This is a genomic window from Streptomyces sp. NPDC005805 (assembly GCF_040630445.1).
Lineage (GTDB): Bacteria > Actinomycetota > Actinomycetes > Streptomycetales > Streptomycetaceae > Streptomyces.
Genome location: NZ_JBEXXN010000030.1, coordinates 19,380 through 43,248, shown reverse-complemented (window position 1 = coordinate 43,248; position 23,869 = coordinate 19,380). Strand labels below are relative to the sequence as shown.

General features: G+C 74.1%; 21 protein-coding genes. 15 read left to right on the top strand and 6 right to left on the bottom strand.

Annotation, left to right across the window (positions count from 1 at the left end; all coding sequences use genetic code 11):
* The 4 genes from ABZ457_RS18255 to ABZ457_RS18240 all read left to right on the top strand — a co-directional run.
* The coding region (locus ABZ457_RS18255) for a hypothetical protein (RefSeq protein WP_359158593.1) at positions 1-195 on the top strand (195 nt) is incomplete at its 5' end.
* Positions 196-287: 92 nt separating this feature from the next.
* Entirely contained in the window at positions 288-1,439 is a 1,152-nt protein-coding gene (locus tag ABZ457_RS18250; protein WP_359158592.1) for a YcaO-like family protein, read from the top strand.
* Positions 1,436-2,893 (top strand): TfuA-like protein, encoded by a 1,458-nt coding sequence (locus ABZ457_RS18245; RefSeq protein ID WP_359158591.1) that lies wholly within the window; start codon positions 1,436-1,438, stop codon positions 2,891-2,893. The genes ABZ457_RS18250 and ABZ457_RS18245 overlap by 4 nt, the downstream gene beginning before the upstream one ends.
* Entirely contained in the window at positions 2,890-3,789 is a 900-nt protein-coding gene (locus ABZ457_RS18240; protein WP_359158590.1) for a tetratricopeptide repeat protein, read from the top strand. The genes ABZ457_RS18245 and ABZ457_RS18240 overlap by 4 nt, the downstream gene beginning before the upstream one ends.
* A gap of 35 nt (positions 3,790-3,824) precedes the next feature.
* Here ABZ457_RS18240 and ABZ457_RS18235 read toward each other — a convergent pair whose 3' ends face one another.
* On the bottom strand, positions 3,825-4,649 hold the full coding sequence (locus tag ABZ457_RS18235) for a hypothetical protein (protein ID WP_359158589.1): 825 nt from the start codon (positions 4,647-4,649) through the stop codon (positions 3,825-3,827).
* Positions 4,650-5,113: 464 nt separating this feature from the next.
* On the opposite strand from ABZ457_RS18235, the gene ABZ457_RS18230 reads away from it, so the two are divergent.
* The 4 genes from ABZ457_RS18230 (at position 5,114) to ABZ457_RS18215 (ending at position 10,838) form a co-directional block, all read left to right on the top strand.
* A complete protein-coding gene (locus ABZ457_RS18230; protein ID WP_359158588.1) occupies positions 5,114-8,338 on the top strand; it encodes an amino acid adenylation domain-containing protein in 3,225 nt (1,074 codons plus the stop codon).
* A complete protein-coding gene (locus tag ABZ457_RS18225; RefSeq protein ID WP_359158587.1) occupies positions 8,338-9,282 on the top strand; it encodes a nuclear transport factor 2 family protein in 945 nt (314 codons plus the stop codon). Before ABZ457_RS18230 ends, ABZ457_RS18225 begins: the two co-directional genes overlap by 1 nt.
* A 151-nt stretch (positions 9,283-9,433) precedes the next feature.
* On the top strand, positions 9,434-9,979 hold the full coding sequence (locus ABZ457_RS18220; RefSeq protein ID WP_359158586.1) for a hypothetical protein: 546 nt from the start codon (positions 9,434-9,436) through the stop codon (positions 9,977-9,979).
* 199 nt (positions 9,980-10,178) lie between these two features.
* A complete protein-coding gene (locus ABZ457_RS18215) occupies positions 10,179-10,838 on the top strand; it encodes a DUF6082 family protein (protein WP_359158585.1) in 660 nt (219 codons plus the stop codon).
* A gap of 50 nt (positions 10,839-10,888) precedes the next feature.
* Here ABZ457_RS18215 and ABZ457_RS18210 read toward each other — a convergent pair whose 3' ends face one another.
* Positions 10,889-12,001 carry an SPFH domain-containing protein gene (locus tag ABZ457_RS18210; RefSeq protein ID WP_359158584.1) on the bottom strand — a complete coding sequence of 371 codons (1,113 nt, stop codon included), beginning with the start codon at positions 11,999-12,001 and terminating at the stop codon, positions 10,889-10,891.
* An 89-nt stretch (positions 12,002-12,090) separates the two neighbouring features.
* Positions 12,091-12,528, bottom strand: coding sequence for an NfeD family protein (locus tag ABZ457_RS18205; protein ID WP_359158583.1), 438 nt, complete (start codon positions 12,526-12,528; stop codon positions 12,091-12,093).
* 288 nt (positions 12,529-12,816) lie between these two features.
* On the opposite strand from ABZ457_RS18205, the gene ABZ457_RS18200 reads away from it, so the two are divergent.
* The 4 genes from ABZ457_RS18200 to ABZ457_RS18185 all read left to right on the top strand — a co-directional run bounded on the left by ABZ457_RS18200 (position 12,817) and on the right by ABZ457_RS18185 (position 15,065).
* Positions 12,817-13,407 (top strand): sigma-70 family RNA polymerase sigma factor, encoded by a 591-nt coding sequence (locus ABZ457_RS18200; protein ID WP_359158582.1) that lies wholly within the window; start codon positions 12,817-12,819, stop codon positions 13,405-13,407.
* Positions 13,398-13,997 (top strand): Asp23/Gls24 family envelope stress response protein, encoded by a 600-nt coding sequence (locus tag ABZ457_RS18195; RefSeq protein ID WP_359158581.1) that lies wholly within the window; start codon positions 13,398-13,400, stop codon positions 13,995-13,997. The genes ABZ457_RS18200 and ABZ457_RS18195 overlap by 10 nt, the downstream gene beginning before the upstream one ends.
* A 51-nt stretch (positions 13,998-14,048) precedes the next feature.
* A complete protein-coding gene (locus ABZ457_RS18190; RefSeq protein ID WP_359158580.1) occupies positions 14,049-14,453 on the top strand; it encodes a hypothetical protein in 405 nt (134 codons plus the stop codon).
* Positions 14,454-14,555: 102 nt separating this feature from the next.
* The gene (locus ABZ457_RS18185; RefSeq protein ID WP_359158579.1) at positions 14,556-15,065 is read left to right on the top strand and encodes an Asp23/Gls24 family envelope stress response protein; all 510 of its coding nucleotides are present in this window, start codon (positions 14,556-14,558) and stop codon (positions 15,063-15,065) included.
* A gap of 93 nt (positions 15,066-15,158) precedes the next feature.
* Here the strand turns inward: ABZ457_RS18185 and ABZ457_RS18180 are convergent, their stop codons facing one another.
* On the bottom strand, positions 15,159-16,520 hold the full coding sequence (locus ABZ457_RS18180) for a DEAD/DEAH box helicase (RefSeq protein WP_359158578.1): 1,362 nt from the start codon (positions 16,518-16,520) through the stop codon (positions 15,159-15,161).
* A 291-nt stretch (positions 16,521-16,811) separates the two neighbouring features.
* Here ABZ457_RS18180 and ABZ457_RS18175 point away from each other — a divergent pair, with 291 nt between their 5' ends.
* A complete protein-coding gene (locus tag ABZ457_RS18175; RefSeq protein WP_359158577.1) occupies positions 16,812-17,417 on the top strand; it encodes a snapalysin family zinc-dependent metalloprotease in 606 nt (201 codons plus the stop codon).
* A gap of 85 nt (positions 17,418-17,502) precedes the next feature.
* On the opposite strand, the gene ABZ457_RS18170 is transcribed toward ABZ457_RS18175, so the two are convergent.
* Positions 17,503-18,339, bottom strand: coding sequence for an endonuclease (locus tag ABZ457_RS18170; RefSeq protein WP_359158576.1), 837 nt, complete (start codon positions 18,337-18,339; stop codon positions 17,503-17,505).
* A gap of 265 nt (positions 18,340-18,604) precedes the next feature.
* On the bottom strand, positions 18,605-20,629 hold the full coding sequence (locus ABZ457_RS18165; protein ID WP_359158575.1) for a cellulase family glycosylhydrolase: 2,025 nt from the start codon (positions 20,627-20,629) through the stop codon (positions 18,605-18,607).
* Positions 20,630-21,000: 371 nt separating this feature from the next.
* On the opposite strand from ABZ457_RS18165, the gene ABZ457_RS18160 reads away from it, so the two are divergent.
* On the top strand, positions 21,001-22,362 hold the full coding sequence (locus ABZ457_RS18160) for an MFS transporter (RefSeq protein WP_359158574.1): 1,362 nt from the start codon (positions 21,001-21,003) through the stop codon (positions 22,360-22,362).
* Positions 22,363-22,435: 73 nt separating this feature from the next.
* The gene (locus ABZ457_RS18155) at positions 22,436-23,770 is read left to right on the top strand and encodes a non-ribosomal peptide synthetase (RefSeq protein WP_359158573.1); all 1,335 of its coding nucleotides are present in this window, start codon (positions 22,436-22,438) and stop codon (positions 23,768-23,770) included.
* Positions 23,771-23,869: the final 99 nt, after the last annotated feature.

The following is a 23,869-nucleotide window of genomic DNA, read 5'->3' as shown; positions in this document are numbered from 1 at the left end:
ATCGTGGTTCCGGTGGACCTGGACGCCGAACTCGACGAGAGCATCGAGACGGCCGCCGTGGAGGCCGCCCTCAACCCCAACCACAACGAGATCGTGGTTCCGGTGGACCTGGACGCCGAACTCGACGAGAGCATCGAGACGGCCGCCGTGGAGGCCGCCCTCAACCCCAACCACAACGAGATCGTGATCGGCTGACCTTGTCGGCTCGCACGAACGGACGCCTCCGGCCGCATCCCGCCTCGGCGGGCCGGCCGGAGGCACCTTCCGGGCACTTCGGGGAGAGAAGCGTGGGCGAGAGTGCTGTGCCGGGCGCCGGCGGAACGGTGGAGGCCGGTACGCACCGCGCCGTTCCTCCCGAGGAGACCTGGGCGCGGGTGGCACCGCTGCTGCCGGCGATGGGGATCACCCGCGTCGCGGAGCTGACCGGTCTGGACGTCGTGGGGATTCCGGTGTTCCAGGCAGTGCGGCCGAATGCGCGGACCCTGTCGGTGGCTCAGGGCAAGGGGGTCACCCACGAGTCGGCGCGGGTGTCGGCGGTTATGGAGTCCATCGAGACCTGGCACGCGGAGGAGGCCGCGCCCGCTTCGGTGGCGGGCACGGTGCGGGAGATGGCGCGGCTTCTGCCGTACTCGGTGTTCGACCTGCCGATGCCGCCGCGATCGGTGCTGTCCGGGAACACCAGGCTGCTCTGGGTGGCGGGCCGGCGGATCGGCAGTCGCGAACCGGTGTGGCTGCCGCACAGCTGTGTGCGGATGGACAGCACGACGGCCGACGGGTGGTGCCCGCCGCTGCTGACCTCGAACTCGAATGGCCTGGCCAGCGGCAACACCGTGACGGAGGCGCTGCTGCACGGCTTGTACGAGGTGCTGGAGCGTGACGCCCGGGCCCGGGTCGAGGAAGCCGGCCGTACGGGTCCGGAAGTCGATCTCGGGTCGGTGACCGGGATCCCGGCGGAGCTGCTGGAGCGGTTCGCCGCCGCCGACGTGCGGGTACGGGTGCACGACCTCACCGAGGCCGCGGGGGGCGTGGCCTGCTACGAGGTACTGATCTGGGCGGCCGACCTGCCGGTGCGCTTCGCCGGCTGGGGCTGCCACCGGGACGCGGACGTAGCGTTGTCCCGGGCTCTGACGGAGGCGGCGCAGTCCCGCCTGACCATGGTGGCCGGGACGCGCGACGACCTGCCCGACGGGGCCTACGCATGGGCGGCCTCCCGGTCCCGTCTGGAGTGCCCCTTCCCACCGTCCACGCCGGCCCGGGTCTTCCCCGCACGGGGCACGGGGGCAGGCGGCGGCCCGGAAGAGGACCTCGCCTTCCTCGCGGACGTCGTGCGGCGACGGGCCACCGGGGTGTTCTGGGCCGACCTGAGCCGTCCGGGGTTCGACATCCCGGTGGTGAAGGTAGTGGCTCCCGGCCTGCGCATCGTCAAGGAGTACCGATGACCGTCTTCCTGTTCGCCGGGCCGTCCCTGCCCAGGACCGTACGGGAGCGCTGCGCGGCCCGCGCGAGGGTGCTGCCCCCGGTGGCCGCCGGCGACCTCCCTCGCCTGGCCGCCTGTCCGGGCGATGTGGTCGGGATCGTCGACGGGTTCTTCCACCGCCGTCCGGCGGTGCGGCACAAGGAGATCCTGGACCTCCTCTCCCGGGGAGTGCGGGTGCACGGCGCGGCGAGCATGGGGGCGCTGCGCGCCGCCGAACTGGCGGCGTTCGGGATGACGGGGCACGGCCGCGTCTTCGCCGACTACCGCAGCGGGGCGCTGTCTGCGGACGACGAGGTGGCGCTGCTGCACGGCACCGAGGACGAGGACTACGAGCCGTACACCGAGGCGCTGGTCAACGTCCGCTACGCCGTGGCCGACGCCGTCGGTCGGGGCCTGCTCGCGCGGACGGCCGCCGAGACGGTGCTCCGTGCCGGGGCCCGGCTCCCGTTCACCGAGCGCACCCGCCGGGCGATCGTGGCCGCCGCCGCGCACGACGGCCTCCCGCACGGTGACCTCGCGGCGGTTCGGGAGGTGCTCGACCGGGTGCCGGATGTCAAGCGGCAGGACGCCCTGGCGCTGGTGGACGCCGTCGTGGGACGAGCGGAAGCCGGCCCCCTGACCGGTGGCGCGGGACGGTCCTGGCAGCTGCGGGAGACCCTCCACCTGCGCCAGTGGCGCTCGGCCGCCCGGGGCGAGGAGGATCCTGCGGCCGGGTGGGTGCCCGAGGAGCAGGTCCACCGTCTGGCACAGGTCCTGGCCGTCGACTATCCCGCGTTCCGGGAACGGACCGGCCTGCGGTACCTGGCCACGGGCCCCCTTGCCGCGCCGGACGGCACTGTGGCCGGAGGCCCGGGGCCCGGGCCCGACGACGGGCCCGTGGCCCGGGTGCTGGAACGGCTGCGCCTGCTGGGGCTGCTCGCCCCCGGCGCGAGCGCGGACCCTGGCCTGGACAGGTGGTGCACGGCGGCCGAACGGGATCTGGAGGACGCGGCGCGCACGGTCAGGGCCGCGTCCCGGGCGCTGTTCCCGCATCCCGTTCTCGCCTGGCACGACCCGTTCCTCGCCGAACTGAAGGCGGTCGGAACGTACGCGGTGGTGCGCGAGCGGCTGGTGGAGTGCCTGCTGTTCCATCGGGAGTTGCGGCGGCAGCGGCCCACTCTGCAGTTGGCTCAGCTCCGGTCGGAGAACATCCTGGCCCACTTCGCCGGGCGGTGGGGCCGGCAGGACCTCCAGGACGCGGTGCTGGAACGCGGCTTCGCCACGGTGGACGACTTCCTGGCCACGGCCCGCGCCTTCTACCTCTACGACAAGGCCCGTCCCGACGCAGAGCCGCTGGTCCTGCACCCTCCGGCTGCGCACGGCGGCCGAGAGGCGGCCGGACCCGCCGAGTTCGTTCCCCCGCCGGTCGCGCCGTGACCGGCCGCCAGGCGGCCGAGCCGACCGCGGCCGCCCTGCGGGCCGCCATCGCCCGCCACCGCCACGAGCCCGCCAGGCGTCTGCACAGCCAGATCGCTCTGAGCCGCCTGTGGCGCGAGCGCGGCGACTACCGGCGCGCCGGGATCCTGCTCGCACTGACGCTGACCGCCGCCGAGCGCGTCCACGGGACCGACTCCCCCGTGGTGGCGACGGTCTGCAACGAATGGGGCGTCCTGGGCAAGTACACCGGCCACTTCGACCGGTCCCACGCCCTGTACCTACGAGCGCTGACCATCTGCGAGAGCACCTACGGCAGCGAGCACGACACCGTCGCCACCCTCTGCCACAACCTCGGCGGGCTGGCACACGCCCGAGGCGCCCCTCACGAGGGCGAGCCGTTCGCCGCACGCTCGGTGGGCATCCGTATCCGCCTGCACGGCTCCGACCACCTGCTGGTCGCGGCCGACCGCGCCGCCTGGGCGGCGCTCCTGGACGGCTGCGGTCGCCTCGACGAAGCCGAGACACAGCTCCGCGCCGCTCTCGCCGTCTTCCGCCGCGTCCATGGCGACGAGCACTACGAGATCGCCGTCACCCTTCACAACCTCGCCGCCATCCAGCACCGCCGCGGGCACCACAGCGAGGCAGCCGAGGGCTACACCCGCGCCCTCGGCCTGAAGACGCGCCTCCTGGGCGACGCGCATCCCGACCTGGCCACCACCCTGGTCGGTCTCGCCACCGCGCACCGCCGGCAGGGCGACATGGGCCGGGCAGCCGCCCACTACACCCGGGCCGTCGCCCTCCTCTCCCCCCGGGTCACCGACGACCATCCCGCCCTGGCCGCAGCCCGCCGCGGTCTCGAACAGACGCTCGCCGCCCCTGGAACGGCAGGCCCTTGAACGACCGGAGGCGGCGGTCCGCACCATGCGGGAGGTCAGGGTGATCCAGGGGCGGGTTCGGCAGGCGCCCCCGGCGGGACGGCGAGCACCGTGCGCACCCGGGCGCCGAGTTCGGCGAGGCGGGCCCGGGAGTCCGCCCACAACCAGCACTGCGTCACCGGCCTCCCGCGCCCGGGGCCGGTGACGGCGGCGCGCAGCAGGATGCGCTCGCCGTCGTCCGCGGCGGCGAAGCGCCGTCGCCTGCCGGACTCGGTGGCGGGCCGGGGCTGCCAGTACCGTTCCAGGTCCGCCAGGCCCTCGGGACCGGGCGGCGCGATGTCGAGCCGCGTTCCCAGGGGCGGGTGCAGGATGCGGTGGTCCCAGACGCGGGTGTGGACGAACTCGGAGAAGCGGTCCGCGCCGGGTTCCCAGACGGCCGTGGAGGAGAAGGCGTCCCAGGCGGTGACCACGCGGGGATCGTCCCCGTCGTCCAGCCGCACCGCCCAGTAGCGGTCGGCGAGCAGCACGGGCAGCAGGCCCCGGTCGCGGACGGGGTCGACGTGGGGGCCCTCGCCGTCCGGCCAGGCGTCATGGGCCGGGTCGTCGCCCCCGTGGTACTCGCCGAAGTCCTCCGGCCCCCAGGCGGATTCCTGGTGGTGGAACTCCGGTCTGCCGCACACACCGCGCAGGCCGTACCACTCCCGGACCGAGGCGGGGAGGGCCACACCGTGCCGGGCCTCGAAGCGGTCCATCCGGCCGACCGCGACATGGTCCAGCTCCGGGGCGGCGGGAGGGTCTGCGGCGGCCGCCACCAGGGCCAGGGCCAGGGCATGGAAGCGCACCGCCTCGCCCTCGGACGGTCGGGCCGGTCGCCGGGTCACCCGTGGCTCCCCGGCGGGTGGAGGGCTCGTGCGGGGCCGTCCCACCGTCTCCTCATGGTTCAGGGCTCCGATCCGTCTCGTGGTCCGGGACTCCGGTCGCGGCCGGCGCGGCGCAGCGCGGCCGTGCCGAGGCTCTCACCCGCACGCTACCGAGACCGCGGCAGTCCTCCCGCGCCCCCGGCCCGAGCACCGCGCCTCGCCGGGCCGTGAACCGGGCAGGGGCCTTGCGGCGCCTGGGCCGTCAGGGTCCGGGCAGCCGATGAGCAGCGACTACTCATCCCGGGCCCCGTGGGCTCTCCGTAGGGTCGGACCGAGGCCCTCGGCACCGCCCCGTAGCGGCCACGCGGCGACCAGACGCGTGTGCGTCCGCCGGACGACAGAGGAGGCGGGACTCCGGGGACCGAACTCGGACCGGCGCGGTGCGACGCGCGGCGCCTGTCATCCCGGACAGCAAGGTGCACGCCATGGTCGAGAACCCTCAGCACGCGCTCACTCACGGAGCGTTCCGACCGGACCGGCCCGCCGACGACGGGGAGAGCACCGCCGCCGAGGCGGCCACGGTGCACGGCGGCGTCGAGGACTGGGCGGTGCGGACGCCGGACGCCGTGGCCGTCTCCGACGCCGTCCGGTCGCTGACCTACGCGGAACTGTCGGCGGAGGCGGACCGGGTGGCGCGGTTCCTCGCGGCGGAGGGCGTCCGCCCCGGGCAGCGGGTGGGCGTGCGGCTGCCACGCGGCGCGGACGCGGTGGTCGCCTTCCTCGCCGTCCTGAAGGCCGGCTGCGCGTACGTTCCCCTGGACCCGCACTACCCGGAGCCTCGCCTGGCGTTCATGACCGCGGACGCGGGCCTCGCGGTCACCGTGACCCCGTACCTCCTGCGGGAGTGGGGACACCGGGACGTCCCCGCCGCGGACGGCGGCCGGGAGCGGCGCTCCCGAGAGACGGCCGGCCGGGACATCGCCTACGTGATCTACACCTCCGGGTCGACCGGCGAGCCCAAGGGCGTCGAAGTCCCCCACCGGGGGGTCGTCGCGATGGTCGCGGCGTCGGCCGGGCACCTCGGAGTGGACACCGCAAGCCGGTTCCTGCACGTCTCGTCCGTCTCCTTCGACGCCGCGGTGCTGGAGATCTGGGTGACGCTGCTGAACGGCGGGCACCTCGTGGTGGCCGACGACGGTCCGCCGAGTGCCGCCGAACTCTCCGGCGCGCTCGGCCGCGTCACCCACGCCTTCCTTCCCACGGCGCTGTTCCACCGGCAGGCGGAGGCCGCGCCGGAGTCCTTCCGGGGGCTCGCGGTGCTCGGCGTGGGCGGGGAGGCCATGGACGCCGGGCACGCGGCCACCGTTCTCGCGACCGCCCCGGAAACACGGCTGGTCAATCTCTACGGTCCGACCGAGATCACCGTCTACTGCACCTTCCATGTGCTGGACGCCTCCCGGGACGTGTCCGCACCGGTACCCATCGGCGTCGCGACCCGGCACACCCGGCTCAGGGTGCTCGACGCCGGTCTGCGCGAGGTCCCGCCGGGCGAGGTCGGGGAGCTCTTCGTCGGCGGGCCCGCCCTCGCGCGCGGCTATCTGAACCGGCCGGAACTGACCGCGGAACGCTTCGTCCCGGACCCCGGCGACGCGGATCGGCGTCTCTACCGGACGGGTGACCTGGTGCGCCTGCGGTCCGACGGCACACTCGAGTTCCGCGGCCGTGCCGACCGGCAGATGAAGCTCAACGGGCACCGGATCGAACCGGGTGAGGTCGAGGCGCTCCTCCGGCAGCACCCCGGCGTGGCGCAGGCGGCCGCCGTACGGTGCGACGACGGCTCCGGCCGGCCGTTCCTCGCCGCCTATGTCGTGCTCCGGGAGGGTGTGCCGGACAGCCCGGCACGGCTGCGCGAACACCTGGCGGGTGAGCTTCCGGCGCACCTCGTCCCCGCGACCCTCGACGTCCTGACGGAAATGCCGCTCACGGCGAACGGGAAACTCGACGCGGCGGCGCTGCCGCCGCCCGTACGGCGCCGCGACCCCGGGGCGGGGCCCATCACGGAGCCGCGCACCACTCTGGAGAAGGACCTCGCCGCCCTGTGGCAGGAGGTACTCGGCGTCCCGGAACTCTCGGTCGAGGACGAGTTCGCCGCGCTCGGCGGCACCTCCCTGGCGGCGATGCGGGTCACCTCCGCCGTCTCCCGCCGGTTCGGCGTCAGCCCGCCGCTCGCCATCCTGCTGGCCGGCGGCACGGTCGCGACCCTCGCGGAGTGGGTACGGCGCACCGGCGACGAGGGCGGCAGCGCACGGTACGAGCCCGTTCCGCGGGCGCCGGAGGACGGGCCGGTGCGCGCGACCGACGGCCAGCAGGGGCTGTGGTTCCACGACCAGGCGCGCCCCGGCAGCGCGGTGTACAGCGAGATCCTTCCCCTCCGCCTGCGCGGCCCCCTCAAAAAGGGTGTGCTCCGGCAGTGCGTGGAAGGACTGGTCGCCCGGCACGAGGCCCTGCGCACCGCTCTCGTCCCCGAGGGCCGGGACCTGTTCCTGCGCGTCGTCGGGCCCGAGAGCGCGGTGATGGCGGAGATCGACCTCTCCGGGCTCCCGGAGGCCGCGCACCCCCGGGCCGTCGACGAGGCGGTGCGCTGGGCGGCGCGGCCCTTCGACCTCCGGCGGGGTCCCCACCTGCGCGCCCACCTGATCCGCTTCTCCGCCGAGGACCATCTGCTGGTGCTGTCGGCGCACCACGCGGCCGTGGACGGGTGGTCGGCCAACATCCTCTTCGAGGAACTGGCCGAATTGTACCGGGCGTTGTCGGCCGGCGACCGGCCCGCGCTGAAGCCTCCCGCCCGTCAGTTCGCCGATTTCGCCGCCTGGCAGAACCGGCGTGTGGAGCAAGGTGCGTTCAGCGACGACGAGGAGTACTGGCGGCGGCAGCTGGCCGATGCTCCGGCTCGTTCCACGCTCCCCGCCGACCTAACCGCCGCCGCCGACGCGATCGGAGAGGGGGCGTTGGCGCGCATCGAGCTGCCCGGGGACCTGGTCGCCCGGGTGGACCGCCTCGCTCGGGAGACGGGTGCGACGCGGTACATGGTGCTGCTGGCGGCGTTCCAGCTGCTTCTGGCCCGCCACAGCGGAACCGACGACGTGGTGGTCGGCACACCGGCCTCCGGCCGCACCCATCCCGACCTGGACGGTGTCGTCGGCTATCTGATCAACACCCTTCCGTTGCGCACCCGCCTGAATCCAGAGGAACGTTTCTGCGACCTGCTGGCGCGCGTGCGCGCCACAGTCCTTGACGGCTACGCCCACCAAGGGCTCCCGTTCCGCCGGATCCTCCGGGCGGGCGGCGTCCCCGCGGACTCCCTGACCCCGCTGGTCCAGGTCGCCCTGGTACCGGAGGACGTGTACACGCACGCGTTCCGCCTCGCGGACGATGTGCGCGCGGAGTTCGAGTACCACGACGCGGGGATCGCCAAGTACGACCTGACCCTGGCGCTGGCCCCGCGTCCCGGAGGCGGGTTGGGGGTCAACGCGGAGTTTCGCACCGACCTCTTCCTGCCGGTCACCGTCGCCAGGCTCCTGGAGCGGCTGCGCACGGTGCTGGAGAGCGCGACCTCCGCGCCAGATACTCCCGTGGGCGAGCTGCGGACCCTGCCGGACGGCGAACTCGCCCTCCTGCCGCGGCGTACCAGGCGTGAGGAGGCACGGTGATGAGTGGGCAGCACCCCCGAGACGGGATCAGGGAGGCGTGCGAGAGCTTCCTCGACGCCTACGGGAGCCGGGACCTCGACCGCTTGCGGGGGCTAATGAGCCATCGGGAGGACCTTGTCGTCCTCGGCACTCACCGGGACCTGCGCTTCACCGGCTGGACTGCATTCGAGGCGGCTCTTGCCGACCAGTTCGCCGCGATGGGGCGGATGGCCGTTCGGACAAGCGGATTCGAGGCCTCGCTGCTCGCGGGGGGACGGGCGGCGTGTGCGGCGCTGACCGTCGACTGCGACGGCACGGTGTCCGGGAATCCGGTCAGGGCGGAAGGTCTCCGGATCACCCTGACCCTGGAAGTGCGGGACGGGACCTGGCGCATCGTCCAGCTCCACTGGTCGGTGCCCCAGGACGGGTCCCTGCTCCGGCCCGAGGAGTGCGACGCCCCCGGCGGTGGTGAGGACCCCGACGACATCGCGGACGCCTTCGCCGCCTACGAGGAACTGGCACGGCGCGTCACGGAGTCGGTCAACCGGCGCCGGTTCGACTTCTCCCGCGACATCGCACCCCTGGTCGCAGGGGACTTCGTCGAGATCGTGAACGGTGTGCCGTACGGGCCGGACGCGGTCCGGCAGACCTTCGCACCACTGGTGGAGGCGGTGGGCGGCGGCGCCGCCTTCTCCTGGACCGTCGCTCTGGAGTCCGGGCGGGTACTCACTGACGGCACCGTGCTGCTGATCACGACGGCACGTGTCGTCCTCAGCGGTCGGGGCCGGCCGCGCGTGGACGACCGGTACCGGATCACCAACGTCCTGCGGAGGTCCCCCACCGGCCAGTGGGTCTTCGTCCACCAGCACCGGTCCGAGCTGGCCGAAAGCGCGGCCGACGTCGACCCCGCGGACAACACCGGCCCGGAGAGAGCCGCCTCCTGGGCAAGGCGCACGGGGTGGTGACGGTTCCGCTCCGTCGCTGAATGGCCGCGCCGACCGTACAGACCGCCGTGAAACCGGCCGGGCGCAGATACGTGACGCCGTGGATGGGTAGTGGGCCCTCGGCTGCCGGGCGAGGAGCGCGCGGCGAGGACGAGCCGGTCGAGGGGGACTTGTGGCGGTACTGGATCAACTGCCCGCGCTCATAGGCGTCGTGGTGGGTTCGATCGGCTCCTACGCGGCGCAGAGCCTGACCGAGCGCCGGGTGTGGAGGCGTCAGCGGGACGAGCGGTGGGACGAGAAGCGTTTCGAGACCTACGGCCGGTACGCGGGCGCCCTGAAGGCCCAGCTCCGTATCGCCCAGCGCATCGGTGCCTCCCTCGGGTTCGCGGACGTCACCGACCCGCTGGAGCCGGCCGAGGGTCTGCCCCTGTTCGCAGACGCGGAATCCGTGCGCGCGACGGAGTGGGAGTCCGTCCTGCTGGTGGGCGACGCGGCCACCATCGCGGCGGCCCGGAACTGGCACGAGACGGTCTGGACGGTCGAGCTGCTCATACGGGAGGGGCCGGTCGACGCGCAGCTGTGGACCAGGGCCCACCAACTGGCGAGCGCCGCGCGGGACTCCTTCTACGAGAGCGCCCGGCGTGACCTCGGCATCAAGGGCACGCCCCCGCCGTCGGGGCAGTGGCCACGGCAGTGGCGGGCGGAACTGTCGGGGTAGGCGGGGCGGACGGGCCGCGCTGCTCCAGCAGTTGGCGGATCGTCTGCTCCACCTGCCGGTCCGTCCCGGTCTCGCCGCCCGTCATACTTCCCGGTGTTCCACCGGCGCCACGGCCTCGCTCCGCGCGAGGGTCGCGCGGGTGAGGCGCGCGGGGCGTGGGTAGGTCGCTGGATCAGATGGTCATCGGGGTGGGGGGCGTATGAGGTTTTCGGCGGGCAGACTGGCGTGGATCGCGGCGGGCGTGCTGGGGGCGTTCGGGGTGATTCTCTTGACACCGTTCCTGTTGAAGGCCGTGGGCCCGAAGGACGCGGACTGGGAGCGGCTCAGCCAGATCAGCCAGGCGTACGGGGCGCTGTCGGTGATCCTCTCTGCCGGTGCCCTGGCGGGTGTGGCGCTCTCTCTGGCGCATCAGGCCCGGCAGAACCGCATCGCGACGGAGGAGACCACGTGGAGCGCCCACCGGGAGCTGCTGCTGCTGTCGTTGTCGGACACGGAGTTCCTGCCGTGCTGGGAGCCGCCGACGATTCCGGTGTCCCAGGAGGAGTGGCGCCGCATGGTGTTCACCAACCTGATCATCCAGGACTGGGAGAAGACCTACGTTTTCGGGTTGATGAGTGACGCCCAGCTGGTCAGGACCTTCGAGGTGCACTTCCAGGGGCAGACGGCACGTGATCACTGGCGCAACTCCCGTGTGCACTATCTGCGGCACGCCGAGGCCGGTACGAACAGGCGGACGCGGCGATTCGCACAGACCGCGGACCGCTGCTACGAGGCCGCGGTGGCGGCCGGGGAGGCTGTGGCGGCGAGCGCCTACTTCGGTGCCCGGCCGCCGGTGCCGGGGCAGCCGTCGGTCGGCTAGCACCTGTCCGGCCGGACCGCTGATCGCGCCGGGCGGGCGGGCGGCCGGTCTCAGTCGCCGGAGGGCTGGCGCCGGCCCGAGACCTGGGGTGAGCCCGAGCTGGCCGCCTCCGCCTCGGCCTTGGCGTCGCTCACGGCCGCCGCGGCTTCCTTCGCGACCTGGTCGGCGGCGCGGGCGGCGTCCAGCGACAGTGGCGATCCGGCGGTGATCGCCGCGGTTGCGCCGTCGTCGGGGGCGTCGTCCGTGCCGGCGGCCGCCTCGGGTTGCGCGGGGGCGGGCGGGGCGCCCGTCGCCGACTGGCCGCCGAAGGCGGTGGTGACGGTGCGGACGGCCTCGGTCAGCTCCCCCGGGATCACCCAGAAGGTGTTGTTGTCACTGCTCGCGAGATGCGGGAGCGTCTCCAGGTACTTGTAGGCGAGGACCTTCGGGTCGGCGTTGTTGCGGTGGACGGCCTGGAAGACGCGTTCCACCGCCTTCGCCTCGCCGTCCGCCCTAAGGATCATGGCCTGCTGGGTGCCTTGCGCCTCCAGGATGTCCTTCTGCTTCGTGCCCTCCGCGGTGAGGATCTTCGCCTGCCGCTCGCCCTCGGCGTGCAGGATCGCCGCGCGCTTGTCGCGTTCGGCGCGCATCTGCTTCTCCATCGCCTCCTTGATGGTGTGCGGCGGGTCGATGGCCTTGATCTCGACGCGGTTGACGCGGATGCCCCACTTGCCGGTGGCGTCGTCGAGGACCGTGCGCAGGCGGGTGTTGATCTCCTCGCGCGAGGTGAGGGTCTCTTCGAGGTCCATGCTGCCGATGACGTTGCGCAGCGTGGTCACGGTGAGCTGGTCGATGGCCTGGAGGTAGTCGGCGACCTCGTAGGCCGCCGCCCGCGGGTCGGTGATCTGGTAGTAGAGGACCGTGTCGATGTTCACGACGAGGTTGTCCTCGGTGATCACCGGCTTGGGGTCGGAGGAGTACACCTGCTCGCGCACGTCGAGTTTGGTGTTGACGCGGTCGGCGACCGGCACGACGAGGTTCAGGCCGGGTTGCAGGGTGCGGTGATAGCGGCCGAAGCGCTCGATGTTGTAGCGCCGCGCCTGCGGGACGATCCGCACCGCTGAGGCCACGAGGAAGACGACAACGATCGCCGCGACGAGAATCGGGATGACCACCGGATCCACATGTCCTCCCTGGGTGCGGTCGGCCGGGTTGTGTCCGGCCGGAGTGTGTTCAGCCGTTCGGCGTTCGGTCGTTCATGGCGTTCGGTCGTTCATGGCAAGAGTTCGCGGGGGTAGACGACGGCGGTCGCGCCGTCGATCTCCATGACGTCGACGAGGGCGCCCACGGGGATCACATGGCTTTCGTCAAGGGCCCGGGCCGACCATGCCTCGCCGGCGAGCTTGACCAGGCCGTGCGTCGCGGTGACCTCCTGCACGACCTCCGCCGGCTTGCCGACCAGCGCGTCGCTGCCCTCGCGGGAGAGGGGTGAGCGTGCCATCTGCCGCAGCGCGACGGGCCGCACCAGGACGAACCCCGCGGCCGCGGCCACTCCGAGCGCGACGAGTTGTCCGAGGAGTCCGACGCCGAGACCCGCGACGACGGCGGCGACCAGGGCGGCACCCGCGAGCAGCCCGAAGACGAGCGTCAGGGTGAAGAACTCCGCGACGCCCAGACCTGCGGCGGCGAGCAGCCAGATGAACCACGGCATGCGGTCACCCTCCCTGGCTCTGTGGAGGGGGGTCACTTCTGAAACTACCCGCGGGAGCAGCGGGCTGAACATATGTGCGTCTGCCGGATTCCCCGGGTGCAGGAGGCACGGGCCCGCGTCCGCAGGGTCGTGGCACCGCTGCGGGCGGGGCCGGCCGGGGCGGTGGGTGGCCAGGCGGTCGTACGGTGGAGGGACGGGGTGCGACGCGCCCGGAAGCGGGTGGGGCGCTCCGGTGACCGTGGGAGTCCGGGGTCCGCGAGTGCCGCCCCCGACTGGGTCCGACCAGCGATGACCGTGATGTACGGCAGTGCCGCGCAGACCGTCGCCGGGGCCGCGGAGGCGGTGCTGGACGACGTCACTCTGGTGGACCGGGCGCGGGACGGGGACACCCGGGCCTTCGAGGTGCTGGTGCTGCGGTACCAGGGTCCCGTGTACCGGCTGGCGCTGCGGATGCTCGCCGGCAGCGGGGACGCCGAGGACGTGGTGCAGGAGGTGTTCCTGACCGTATGGCGGCGGCTGGGCGGGCTGCGGGACAGCGGCGCGTTCGTGGCCTGGCTGTACCGGACGACGACCAATCGGTGCCTGAACGTGATCCGGGCCCGGCGGCCGCGTACGGACACGGATCTGGACGCCCGGGCCTCCGGTGACGCCGCCGGGTGCCCGGAGCGGGCGGCGCAGACGGGCGCCGAGCTGACGGCGCTGTCGGACGCGCTGGGGCTGCTGACGCCCGAGCAGCGGGCCTGCTGGCTGCTGCGGGAGGTGCACGGGCGGTCCTACGAGGAGATCGCGAGCGCGACGGGAACGACCCGCACGGCGGTCCGCGGGCGCATCGCGCGGGCCCGGGCGCAGTTGGCGGAGGTGATGGCGCCGTGGAGGTGAGCGGGGAGCAGGGCCGGGTGCTGCCGTGCGGACGTGACACGGAGACGGTGTGGCGGCGGACCGGTGCGGGGAACGGGCGGGCCACCGGGCCCCTTGACGCGGCCCGGGCCGGTGACGGTCACGATCCGGGCTGTGCGCACTGCGCGGCCGTCGAGGAGGGCTTCGCCGTGCTGCGGGCGGCGACGGACGAACTCGTCGCGGAGCGGGTCCGGCCCTCGGCCGGGCTCACCGGGCGGATCATGTCGGCGGTGCGTGCCGAGCGGCGGCGCCGGCATCTGCTGGTGCTGCCCACGGGCGAGCCCGGGCAGGCGCGGATCAGTGAGCAGGCGGTGGCGTCCGTTCTGCGGTCCGCGGCCGACTCCGTCGAGGGTGTGCGGGCGCGGCACTGCCGGGTGGCACCGGCCGGGGCGGAGGACGGCGCCGAGGACGGCGCGGTGCGGGTGGAGCTGTGCATCGCGGTCCGCTACCGGGGGTTCCGTGCCGAGGCGGTGGCGGAGGTGCGCGAGCGGGTGCGGGCGGCGGCCGCGGCGCGGATCGGGGTGCCGCTGGCGCGGCTGGATCTGACGGTGGAGGACGTCCACGACCACTGACCGGCCGCCGGGGCCGGCAGGCACCCGACCGGTCCCAGGGCAGGTGACCGTATGCGACCGTCCCCCGCGGAGGACGAGCTCGCCGCCGTGGCCGCGCGGGCGGCGCGGCGGGTCGCGGGTGTGGCGCGGCTCGAACCGGGTCTGTCGGGCCTCGCCTCCGAGGTGACCCGGTCCGCCCTGCGGTCGGTCGGGGGCGTGGGTGGCGGCGGGCACGGGGGCGGGCCGGCTGCGGCCGAGGGGGTACGGGTGCGGGTGGACCGGTCGGCGCGGCCGCCGGTGCTGCGGGTGTCGGTGGATCTGATCGTCTCGGGCCGGGACCAGGCCGCCGCCGTGGCGCGGGCCGTGCAGCGCGCGGTCCGGCGGGCGGTCGCCGATGCCGCCGGCAGCGCGCCGTGCTCGGCCGCGGTATCGGTATCGGTTCTCGGGATCGAGCCGGAGGGCCGGGACCTGCGGTGACGGATTCCGGGAAGAAAGCCCGTGACATTTCGGCGCCCGGTGTGTCCAACACGTAGAGCGAGCACGAGACCGTCTCGCCGCCAGGCTTCAGAGGAGGGCACGATGAAGATCGCCGAACACTCCACCTTCTCCGCGGGGGACACGGACAAGAGCGTTGGCCGCCGCTCCGCACCGGCGGAGCGGAACAAGGACGACGGGCAGGGCAAGGACGTCGGGCAGGAGCGCGGCAGCACCACGATCGCCGATGTCGTGGTGCAGAAGATCGCCGGGCTCGCGGCCCGCGAGGTGTCCGGGGTGCACGCGCTGGGCGGCGGCGCGGCACGCGCGTTCGGCGCGGTGAAGGGCCGCATTCCCGGGGCGTCCGCGGGGCCCGGGCAGGGCGTGTCCGTCGAGGTCGGCCGGAAGCAGGCGGCCGTCGATCTGCAGCTCGTCGTCGAATACGGCTCCGTCATACCCGACCTGGCCCGCGCGGTGCGGGAGAACATCATCGACACCGTCGGGGAGATGACCGGGCTGGAGGTCGTCGAGGTGAACATCGACGTCGACGACGTCCATGTCCCCGGTGATCCGGACGACGAGGACGACAAGGAGGGTGGCGGGCGCGTCGCCTAGTCACAGCGGTGCGGGCCGGGCCGCGGGCGGGCGGGGCGCGCGGCTCCGGCTCGGGCGGTACCTGGGTCGGCCTGGGTCGTCGCGCGGTGCGCGTCAGCGGCCCCGGCGGACCCGGGCCGCGGCGCGTGCCTCCGCTGCCTTGCGGGCTTCGGCGGCCTTGCGGGACTCCTTGGCGGGGCGGCCGGGGCGGGTGCCGATGCCTCGGAAGGCGGCGTTGCCCTCGGCGGGCCGGGTTCCGGACGGAGGGCGCCGTGCGCCGGTGATCGCGGTGAGCTGGGCCTCGCCGGAGCGCACCTGGGTGACGGTGGGCCGGATCCGGGCCTCGGACAGCATCCGGTTCACCTCGCGGCGTTCGCCGGCGGTGACCAGGGTGACGACCTTCCCGGACTCCCCCGCGCGGGCCGTACGCCCGGCGCGGTGCAGGTACTCCTTGGCGTCGGCGGGCGGGTCGACGTTGACGACGAGGTCGAGCGCCTCGATGTGGATGCCGCGTGCCGCGACGTTGGTGGCGACCAGGACGTTCGTGGCGCCCTCCTGGAACTGGGCGAGGGTGTGGGTGCGCTGGGGCTGGGACTTGCCGCTGTGCAGGGCGGCGGCCCGGATGCCGCCGGCGCGCAGTTGCCGGGTGAAGCGGTCCACGGCGGCCTTGGTGTCCAGGAACATCAGGACCCGGCCGTCGCGTGCGGCGATCTCGGTCGCGGTGGCGAACTTGTCGGCGCCGTGGACGTTGAGGACATGGTGTTCCATCGTGGTCACCGCGCCGGCGGCGCGGTCGACGGAGACGGGGAGGGGGTCGTGGAGGTGCTCGCGCACCAGGCGGTCGACGTCGCGGTCGAGGGTGGCGGAGAACAGCAGCCGCTGGCCGTCGGGGCGGACCTGGGCCAGGAGCTGTGAGACCTGCGGCAGGAAGCCCAGGTCGCACATCTGGTCGGCCTCGTCGAGGACGGTGATCCGGACCTGGCCGAGGTCGCAGTCGCGGCGGGAGACCAGGTCGGTCAGGCGCCCGGGGGTGGCGACGAGGACCTCGGCGCCGGCGCGGAGCTGGGCCGTCTGCCGGTTGATCGACAGGCCGCCGACCGCCGTGGCCAGGCGCAGGTCCAGGGCGCGAGCGTAAGGCTCCAGGGCGTCGGTGACCTGCTGGGCGAGTTCCCGGGTGGGCACCAGGACCAGGGCGAGCGGGGCCTTCGGCCGGGCGCGGCGGCCGGCGGTGCGGGTGAGGAGGGCGAGGCCGAAGGCGAGGGTCTTCCCGGAGCCGGTCCGCGCGCGGCCGAGGATGTCCCGGCCGGCCAGGGCGTGGGGCAGGGCGGCCGCCTGGATGGGAAAGGGCTTCTCGACGCCGAGCCCGGCCATCGCGGTCAGGAGCGCGGGCGGCAGGCCGAGCCCGTCGAAGGATTCGGCGGGCGGCGCGTCCGGGGTGGCCGGCGTATCGGCGTTGACCGGCGTATCGGCGTTCATGGGGGCCTCTCTCGTTCGTCGCCCGGAACGCGCCGGGGCCCGTACCCCTGCGGTACGGGCCCCGGCGGTGTCGAAGCGTGCCTCCATTTTACCAGCGGGAACGCGGACCCCGGCCGGGGAACGGAGAACTCACTGACAGGTGCATGACTGGCATGGTGGTGGACGGGTAGGTTCCCGGGGCCCGGGGAGACGCGTCAACCGGCCATCCCCTCACGTCAGTTGCCGGTGGTCGCGGCTCCCGCACTCTCGGCCCCGGAGCGGGCCGAGCCCCCCATGAGTGAAGGGACGACCATGACGGACCACTCCCGCCGGCCACGCCATGCCTTCTGGCTGAAGGCCGCCGGCACCGCCGCCGCGTTCACCGTGTGCGCGGCGACGGCGGCCACCGCCGTACCCGCACCCGCGTCTTCGCCCGTGTCCACGCCGTCGGCCGCGGCGGTGACGATCACCTATGACGACAGCCGGGCTGGCGGCTGGGAGGCGGCCGTCGCCGCCGGTGTCGCCGCGTGGAACGACAACGTCGGCAATGTCCAGCTGGTCGAGGCCGCGCCCGGCGCCCGGGCCGAGATACAGATCGTGGCCACCAGCGGCTGGCCGCAGGCGAACCTCGGCCCTGTCCGGCCGGGCGGGCAGGTACGCGTCGAGCTGGGCAGCCAGGCGGTGGACGAGGGCCACGACAAGACCCGGATCGTCGCCCACGAGATCGGCCACAGCCTGGGCCTGCCCGACACCAAGCCGGGCCCGTGCTCGCAGCTGATGTCGGGTTCGAGCGCGGGCACCGCGTGCGCCAACGCGGTCCCGGACGCCGCCGAGCGGTCCCGGGTCGAGTCCGCCTACGGCGGCGGCGCCGCCTCCCGCGTCCCGGCGGACGGGCACCTGGTGGTGGACGCGCCGTAGGACCGGCGGCGCCGCGTACGGCAGCGGCCCGGCGGGGGACTTCACATCCCCCGCCGGGCCGTACCCGTTCGGCGTGCGCCGGGGGCTACTTCCAGATCTCGGCGACCCACTCGGGGTGGTCGATGAACGGGTTCCGGTTCTTCTGGATCCCGAAGATCGCCTCGTTCCGTGCCTTCTCGAAGGCGTCCGGCGGGTCGGCCTCGTTCCACTGCTTCAGCACCGACAGCCGGCCCATCGCGGGCGCCGAGCCGTTGTCGACCTGGTCGTTGGGTTCGAGGTCGGGGAAGCCCTCGCCGCCCTCGTAGCGGACGGCCATATAGAGGATCATGCGGGCGACGTCGCCCTTGACCTGGTCGCGCGGTTCGAAGGAGTCCGCGTCGGACCGGCTGCCGGGGGCCTCGTCGACCGGCTCGCCGCCGTTGTCGAAGTCCAGGTTGCCGCGCGCGGAGTTGACGGAGGCGTCCTCGGGGCGCAGATGGTGGATGTCGGTGCCCGGGCCGGTCGACGTGCCGAAGTCGCCGTGGGACTTGGCCCAGACGTGCTCGCGGTTCCAGTCGTCGGCGCCGCCTCCGTGGGCGGTCTTCGCCTGGGAGCGGCCGCTGTAGAGGAGGACGACGTTGTCCGGGTTCTCCGGGTCCTCGTCGGTGGTCTTCAGTGCGTCCCAGACCTCGTCGTAGGAGAGCTTGGTCTGCTCGCTGACGATGGCGTGGAGGGCGCTCTTGAGCTCGTCGCCGGTCTTGCCGAGCGCGCCTTCGTAGTAGGTGTCGTCGAGGGCCGCGGACGGGGCGGCGGGCGCTCCGGCGCCCGATGCGGTGGGCGGTGCCGCGCCGGCGTACGCGGCCACGGGTATCAGGGTCGCGGCGGCCGCGGCGACGGCCAGGGCGGGGCGGCGCCAGGAAGGGCGCCGGCGGTGAGCGGACATGGTGTGGGGGGTGTCCTCTCCCTCTCGGCGGGCACCGCGCGGGAGTTCGGGCGATCGGCCGTTCCCCCCGGCTGCGGGCCCGGCAGTCGGTTCACAGCGGATGCTTCAAGCCATGGAGCTTGGCATGTCCCGACCACCAGGGAGTGGACACGGGGAGCCCATCCTGTGTCGACCCCGTGAAGGAACCTTTCTCCTGGAGGGTTTCGGGCCGCCCGGCGGGGGCCGGGCGGCCCGAAACCGGCCACGGGAAGGAGGCGGGGCCGGTTCAGCCGAGGGGGCGGCAGTACAGCGCGTCCGGGGTGCGGGCGGAGCCGAGCCGGCCGGTCCAGGCGACGCCCGCCGCGTACTCGTGGTCGGCGCACTGGCCCTTGTACCGACCGTGGGCGAAGTCCCCGCCCGCCGGGGCGGAGCCCCGGTTGTCGCCGCGGTCGAACCAGACCGTGCGGCCGGGTGCGGCCGCCGCACCGCCCGGGATGCGGGTGCACAGGGCGGAGGAGACGGCTGCGCCGCGCACGCCGTAGCCGGTCATCGCGTGTCCGGCCGGGCACTGGAACTTGGTGTAGCCGTGCGCCCAGTCCCGGCCTCCTTCGACATGCCGCTCGTCCCTGACCGCCTCGAAGCCGCCGGACGGAGCCCCGGCGGGGCCCGCGACGGCGTCCGAGCAGAGGCCGCGGTTGCCGGTGCGGGCGAGTCCGATCAGGCGCTGCCCGTCCGGGCAGACCGCCTTGCGGGCGCCGGGGTCGACGTCGGGCAGGGCACGCATTCGCCGCGACTGGACGGTGTCGCCGTGGTCCGGGGCGAGCATGGACCAGCGGGTCGCGGGCGGCACCGGGCCGGTGCGGCCGGGTGTGCCGGTGAGCCGGGACCAGGCGGCGGAGCGCCAGTCGTCGCCGTCGTGGACGCCCATCCGCCGGCCGGCCGTGTCCCAGTGGAGCAGGGCCCAGCCGTTGCCCCGGCGGTCCTGGTGCCAGCCGACGAGGGGCCAGTAGGCGAAGTCGGCGTCGGCGCGGACCAGGAGGTCGGTGAAGTTCTCGAACCAGGCCCGCTGCTTCGCCCCGGTCTCCTCGCGGCCTCCGGCGCCGAACTCGCTGATCCAGACGGGGGCGGTGAAGTGCCGGTCCCCCTCGGCTGCGGCGAAGAGGGCCTGGCGCTCGACGGTGGCGGCGAGTTCGGCGGGGCCGAGGTCCCGGTAGCGGGGGTCGCTGGTCTCGCCGAGGCCGGTGGCGCCGCTGTGGCGGGGGCCGGTGTAGTCGTAGAAGTGGGCGGAGTAGACGAGTTTCCCGGAGTCGACGAGCGTGTGGGACAGCTGCCGGACGGGTTCCAGGGTGGGTCGCCCGTGCGGCAGGCCGTCGACGGGCAGACCGGTCCAGTTGATCCCCTCGACGACGATCAGCAGATCCGGGTCGGCCTCGGTCAGGATGCGGTCGCCGACGCGCTGCGAGGCGGCGAACCAGTCGTGGCGGTCACCGAGGCCCCAGTTGGGGTCGTCCCAGACCGAGCGGCGGACCTCGTTGTAGAGGTCGGCACCCACCACGCGCGGGTTGTCCCGGTAGCGGCGGGCCATGAACAGCCAGTCGTCCTCCCACTGCGCGGCCGTCACGTTCGCGTTCCAGCGTTCGTTGCCGTCGACGCCGCAGCACCAACGGGTGGTGTTGGTGTGGTTGTTGAGGATCACCGCGAGGCCGGCGGCGGTCAGTTCCCGGACGACCGTGTCGTAGACCCGGAGCGGTGTCAGGCCGCGCAGCGCCGGGTTCGCGGCCACCGCGCGGTCGGTGACGGGGGTCGTGTCGCGGACCATCTCATTGGAGAAGGGCAGCCGGATGCTGTTGATCCCGATCTCCAGGAAGCCGTCGATGATCTCGGCCATGGGCGCGCGGTCGAGGCCGAGGGGGACGCGGCCGGAGTTCTCGCCGGCGTGGTGGCTGGCGTCGTCGTCGCGGCTGCCGGAGCCGTTCCATGTGCCGCTGGCGCCGTGCCAGTTGCCGGAGCGCAGTTTGAAGCGGTCTCCGTCGGCGTCGACGATCCAGCGGCCGCGGGTGCTGAGCGGGGGCGTCCAGTCGGCGGCGACGGCCGGGCCCCGGGCGCTGGGGCCGGTGACGGCGGTGGCGGTGGCCCCGGGCGACGAGCCGGCTGCGGTGGGCGGGGGTTCGGCGGCGTGGGCGGGCGCGGGCAGCGCGGTGGGCACCAGCAGCGGCACCGCCAGGACGACGGTCAGGGCCTTGGCCAGGGATCCGCGCACACTGCCTCCTCCGTGGGCCCGGCGAACCCGGCGGGCCCGCCGGATTGTCATGGCAGGTTCATGATGAGGGGATCGGCGCCCTCCGCACCACAGGGCGTCCCCGTCCAGGCCCGCAACCGGGCCCGGTCCGGCCCGGATTCGCCTTTAGCAGAGGGAATGACCCACTCCGCCCGCAACAAGTGCGGACGGCGGCTTTCGGCCAGAGTGGCGCCTGTGACTCTGGGTACGGGACACCCCGGCCGCGGGCCGCGACCGGGGGGCGGCCCCGCGTGCCTTCGTGTGCCCCGCGTAGTGATTCATCCGGGGACTACCTCTACATCGTGAAAAATTTCCCGCATTTCCGCTGAAACACAGAAGGAAAATGGTCAAAAGTGAGCACGTCACTTTGACTACTGATCGGCCGTTCAGTGAGGGTCGTTCACATGTCCGTTACACGAACCGCCTCCGGGAACGGTGGCCCGCTGCGTCTGCGCGACTTCCGGCTGCTGCTCGCCGGTGCCGCCGCCTCCCAGGTGGGCGCGCAGGTCACCCTGGTCGCCCTGCCGCTCGTGGCGGTTCTGGTGCTCGACGCCTCCGCGTTCGAGGTGGGGCTGCTCACCGCCGCCGAGACGGCGGCCTTCCTCCTGATCGGCCTGCCGGCGGGGGCCTGGGTGGACCGGATGCGCAAGCTGCCGCTGATGATCCGCGCCGACGCGGTGCGGGCGGTGGCCATGGCGAGCGTCCCCGTGGCGGGCGTCACCGGTGTGCTGACGATGACCCAGCTCTATGTGGTGGCCCTGGTCACCGGTGCCGCCACCGTCTTCTTCGACGTGGCGCACCAGAGCTATCTGCCCCACCTCCTCCCCCGGGAGCACCTGGTCGCGGGCAACGGCGCGCTGGAGACGGTGCGTTCCTCCGCGCAGGTCACCGGTCCGGGCCTGGGCGGCTCCCTGGTGCAGCTGCTAGGCGCGCATCTGGCGATCGTGGCCGACGCGATCGGCTACGCCCTCAGCGCCCTGTTCCTGCTCGGCATCCGGCGCACCGAGGAACGGCCGGAGAAGGTGCCCGGCGCCTCGCTGCGCGCGGACGTCGCCGAGGGGCTGCGCTTCGTCGTCCGCCATCCCCTGCTGCGGGTGATCGCCGCCGCCACGGGTCTGGGCAACTTCTTCACGGCCGTCCTGATGGCCACGCAGACCGTGTTCCTGGTCCGGGTCCTCGATCTGCGGCCCGCGACGATCGGTCTGATCCTCTCCGCGGCGGCGGTCGGCGGGCTCGCCGGGGCGCTGTGCGCGGGGGTGATCGGGCGCAGGTTCGGGCAGGCGCGGATCATCTGGCTGTCGGTCCTGGTGACGGGCCCGTTCGCGGTCCTGTGGCCGCTGTCCTCGCCGGGGGCGGGCGCGGCCCTCTTCGCGGTGGCCTCCGGGGCGGTGTTCTTCGGCTCCGTGGTCTACAACGTGGCCCAGGTGAGCTTCCGTCAGGCGCTCTGCCCGCCGCAGTTGCTGGGCCGGATGAACGCCACCCTGAGATTCCTGATGTGGGGGACCCTGCCGCTCGGCGCCCTCGCGGGCGGGGCCCTGGCCGACGCGTTCGGGCCGCGCGCGGCGCTGGTCTGCTGCGCGGCGGGCTTCCTGCTGGTGCCGCTGCCGCTGCTGTTCTCTCCGCTGCGCCGGATGCGGGATCTGCCGGCGCCGGCGGACGGTGACGGGGAGGGGGACATGAGCGGCGGGGGCGGTCCGGCGGCCGGGGACGCGGCCGGCGGTCCGGCGGCGGGGGACGGGACGCCGGTACGGGCCGAGGCCCCGTAGCCCCCTGCCCTGACGCGGCCCGGGCGCTTTCGTGCCGGGCGGCGAGAGACGAACCACTTCGAGAGAGGAACCCGTGCACAGCATCACGAGCCAGTACCTGGCCCGCTACCGGCGGCTCGACACCGGTGACGGGACACCGCACCTCCTTCCCGTCACCGGTGCGCAGCGCCGCTTCGTGCTGGTGCGGTCACTGGACCGGGCCGGGCGGCCGGACCTCGTGCCGATGTTCTTCGCGTTCCCGGCCGGGACGGTGGACATCGCGCGGCTGCGTGGCGCGGCGCACCGCCTGGCGAGGCTGCACCCGGTGCTGCGGGCCCGGCCCACCGTGCTGCGCGGCACGCCCGTGCTCGCGCTCACCGAACCGGACGTCCCGGTCACGCGCGTCGACCGCGCGCCCGGGGAGAGCGCGGCGGCGGCGCTGCGGCGGGTGCTCGCGGCATGGGAAGCGGACGGGCCTGCGATGCGGATCTTCCTCGTCCGGGACGACGGGGAGGACGGCCGGGACGGGGGCGCGGCCGAAGGGCCCGGCGGAGCGCGGGAGACCCTCGCGATCGTCCTCGACCATGCCGCGTGCGACGGGCAGTCGCTGGCGCGCATCGTCAGGGAGCTGACCGCCGCGTACGCCGAGGACGGGAACGGGGAGCGCGGGGCCGGGGCGGCGGAGGCCGAACTGGACGCCTACCGCTCGGCGGTGCTGCTGCACCTGGACGCGGAGGAGCGCGCGTCGTCACCGGAGGCGCTGGCCTACTGGGGCGACCGGCTGCGGACGGTACGGGAGCACGCGCCGCTGCCCCGGGCGGTCCCGGCCGAGGCGCCGGAGGCGCAGGAACTGCCCAGTGGGGCAGCGGAGTTGCGGGTTCCGGCCGCGCCCGGTGGGGCGTCGTTCCCCGTACTCCTCGACGCCTGCGCCGCCGCGGCCCGGGCGCTGTACCGGACGGACGCCCCGGTGCCGCTGGGCTACCCGTGGGGTGGCAGGCCGCCGGGCGCGGCGCCGGTGCTGGGCTGCTTCCTGAACACCGTCGTCTTCCCGGCCGGGGGTGGGGCGCCCGTGGGCGGTTCCACCGCCGACGCCTGGTGGGACGACCTGGACCGGGCCGACACCCCGTTCGACGCGGTGGTCCGCGCCGCCCGGGCCGCGGGCTCGGGCTGGACCGGCCGGCTCGACGGGCTGCTGACCGTGGACGACGCGCGCGGCCGGCCCCCGCTCGTCCTCGGCGGGGTGACCGGCCGGGAGGTCCACGTCGACGGGCGCCCGGTGCGCGGGCCGTTCGCCGTCTCGGTCACCCAGGGGGCGGACCTCCATGTGCGGATGGTCTGGGACCGCGCGGTCCTGTCCGACGACACCGCCACGGGGGCGTTCGACGCCCTCGCGGGGGCGCTGCGCGCGGCGGGAGCGGCGGCCGCCTGAAGCGGGACGCGGGCCGGGGGCGGGGGCCGGGGTTCTTCGTCGCGTGTGGGTGCGCCGCATGTGTGGGCGAGGGCCATGTGGTGGCGCGGGATGTGCGCG

Bases quoted from the DNA above. Each gene is read 5' to 3' on its own strand.
- ABZ457_RS18245 (WP_359158591.1), top strand. From the start codon at position 1,436: ATGACCGTCTTCCTGTTCGCCGGGCCGTCCCTGCCCAGGACCGTACGG.
- ABZ457_RS18230 (WP_359158588.1), top strand. From the start codon at position 5,114: ATGGTCGAGAACCCTCAGCACGCGCTCACTCACGGAGCGTTCCGACCG.
- ABZ457_RS18225 (WP_359158587.1), top strand. From the start codon at position 8,338: ATGAGTGGGCAGCACCCCCGAGACGGGATCAGGGAGGCGTGCGAGAGC.
- ABZ457_RS18215 (WP_359158585.1), top strand. From the start codon at position 10,179: ATGAGGTTTTCGGCGGGCAGACTGGCGTGGATCGCGGCGGGCGTGCTG.
- ABZ457_RS18205 (WP_359158583.1), bottom strand. From the start codon at position 12,528: ATGCCGTGGTTCATCTGGCTGCTCGCCGCCGCAGGTCTGGGCGTCGCG.
- ABZ457_RS18200 (WP_359158582.1), top strand. From the start codon at position 12,817: ATGACCGTGATGTACGGCAGTGCCGCGCAGACCGTCGCCGGGGCCGCG.
- ABZ457_RS18190 (WP_359158580.1), top strand. From the start codon at position 14,049: ATGCGACCGTCCCCCGCGGAGGACGAGCTCGCCGCCGTGGCCGCGCGG.
- ABZ457_RS18185 (WP_359158579.1), top strand. From the start codon at position 14,556: ATGAAGATCGCCGAACACTCCACCTTCTCCGCGGGGGACACGGACAAG.
- ABZ457_RS18180 (WP_359158578.1), bottom strand. From the start codon at position 16,520: ATGAACGCCGATACGCCGGTCAACGCCGATACGCCGGCCACCCCGGAC.
- ABZ457_RS18175 (WP_359158577.1), top strand. From the start codon at position 16,812: ATGACGGACCACTCCCGCCGGCCACGCCATGCCTTCTGGCTGAAGGCC.
- ABZ457_RS18170 (WP_359158576.1), bottom strand. From the start codon at position 18,339: ATGTCCGCTCACCGCCGGCGCCCTTCCTGGCGCCGCCCCGCCCTGGCC.
- ABZ457_RS18165 (WP_359158575.1), bottom strand. From the start codon at position 20,629: ATGACAATCCGGCGGGCCCGCCGGGTTCGCCGGGCCCACGGAGGAGGC.
- ABZ457_RS18160 (WP_359158574.1), top strand. From the start codon at position 21,001: ATGTCCGTTACACGAACCGCCTCCGGGAACGGTGGCCCGCTGCGTCTG.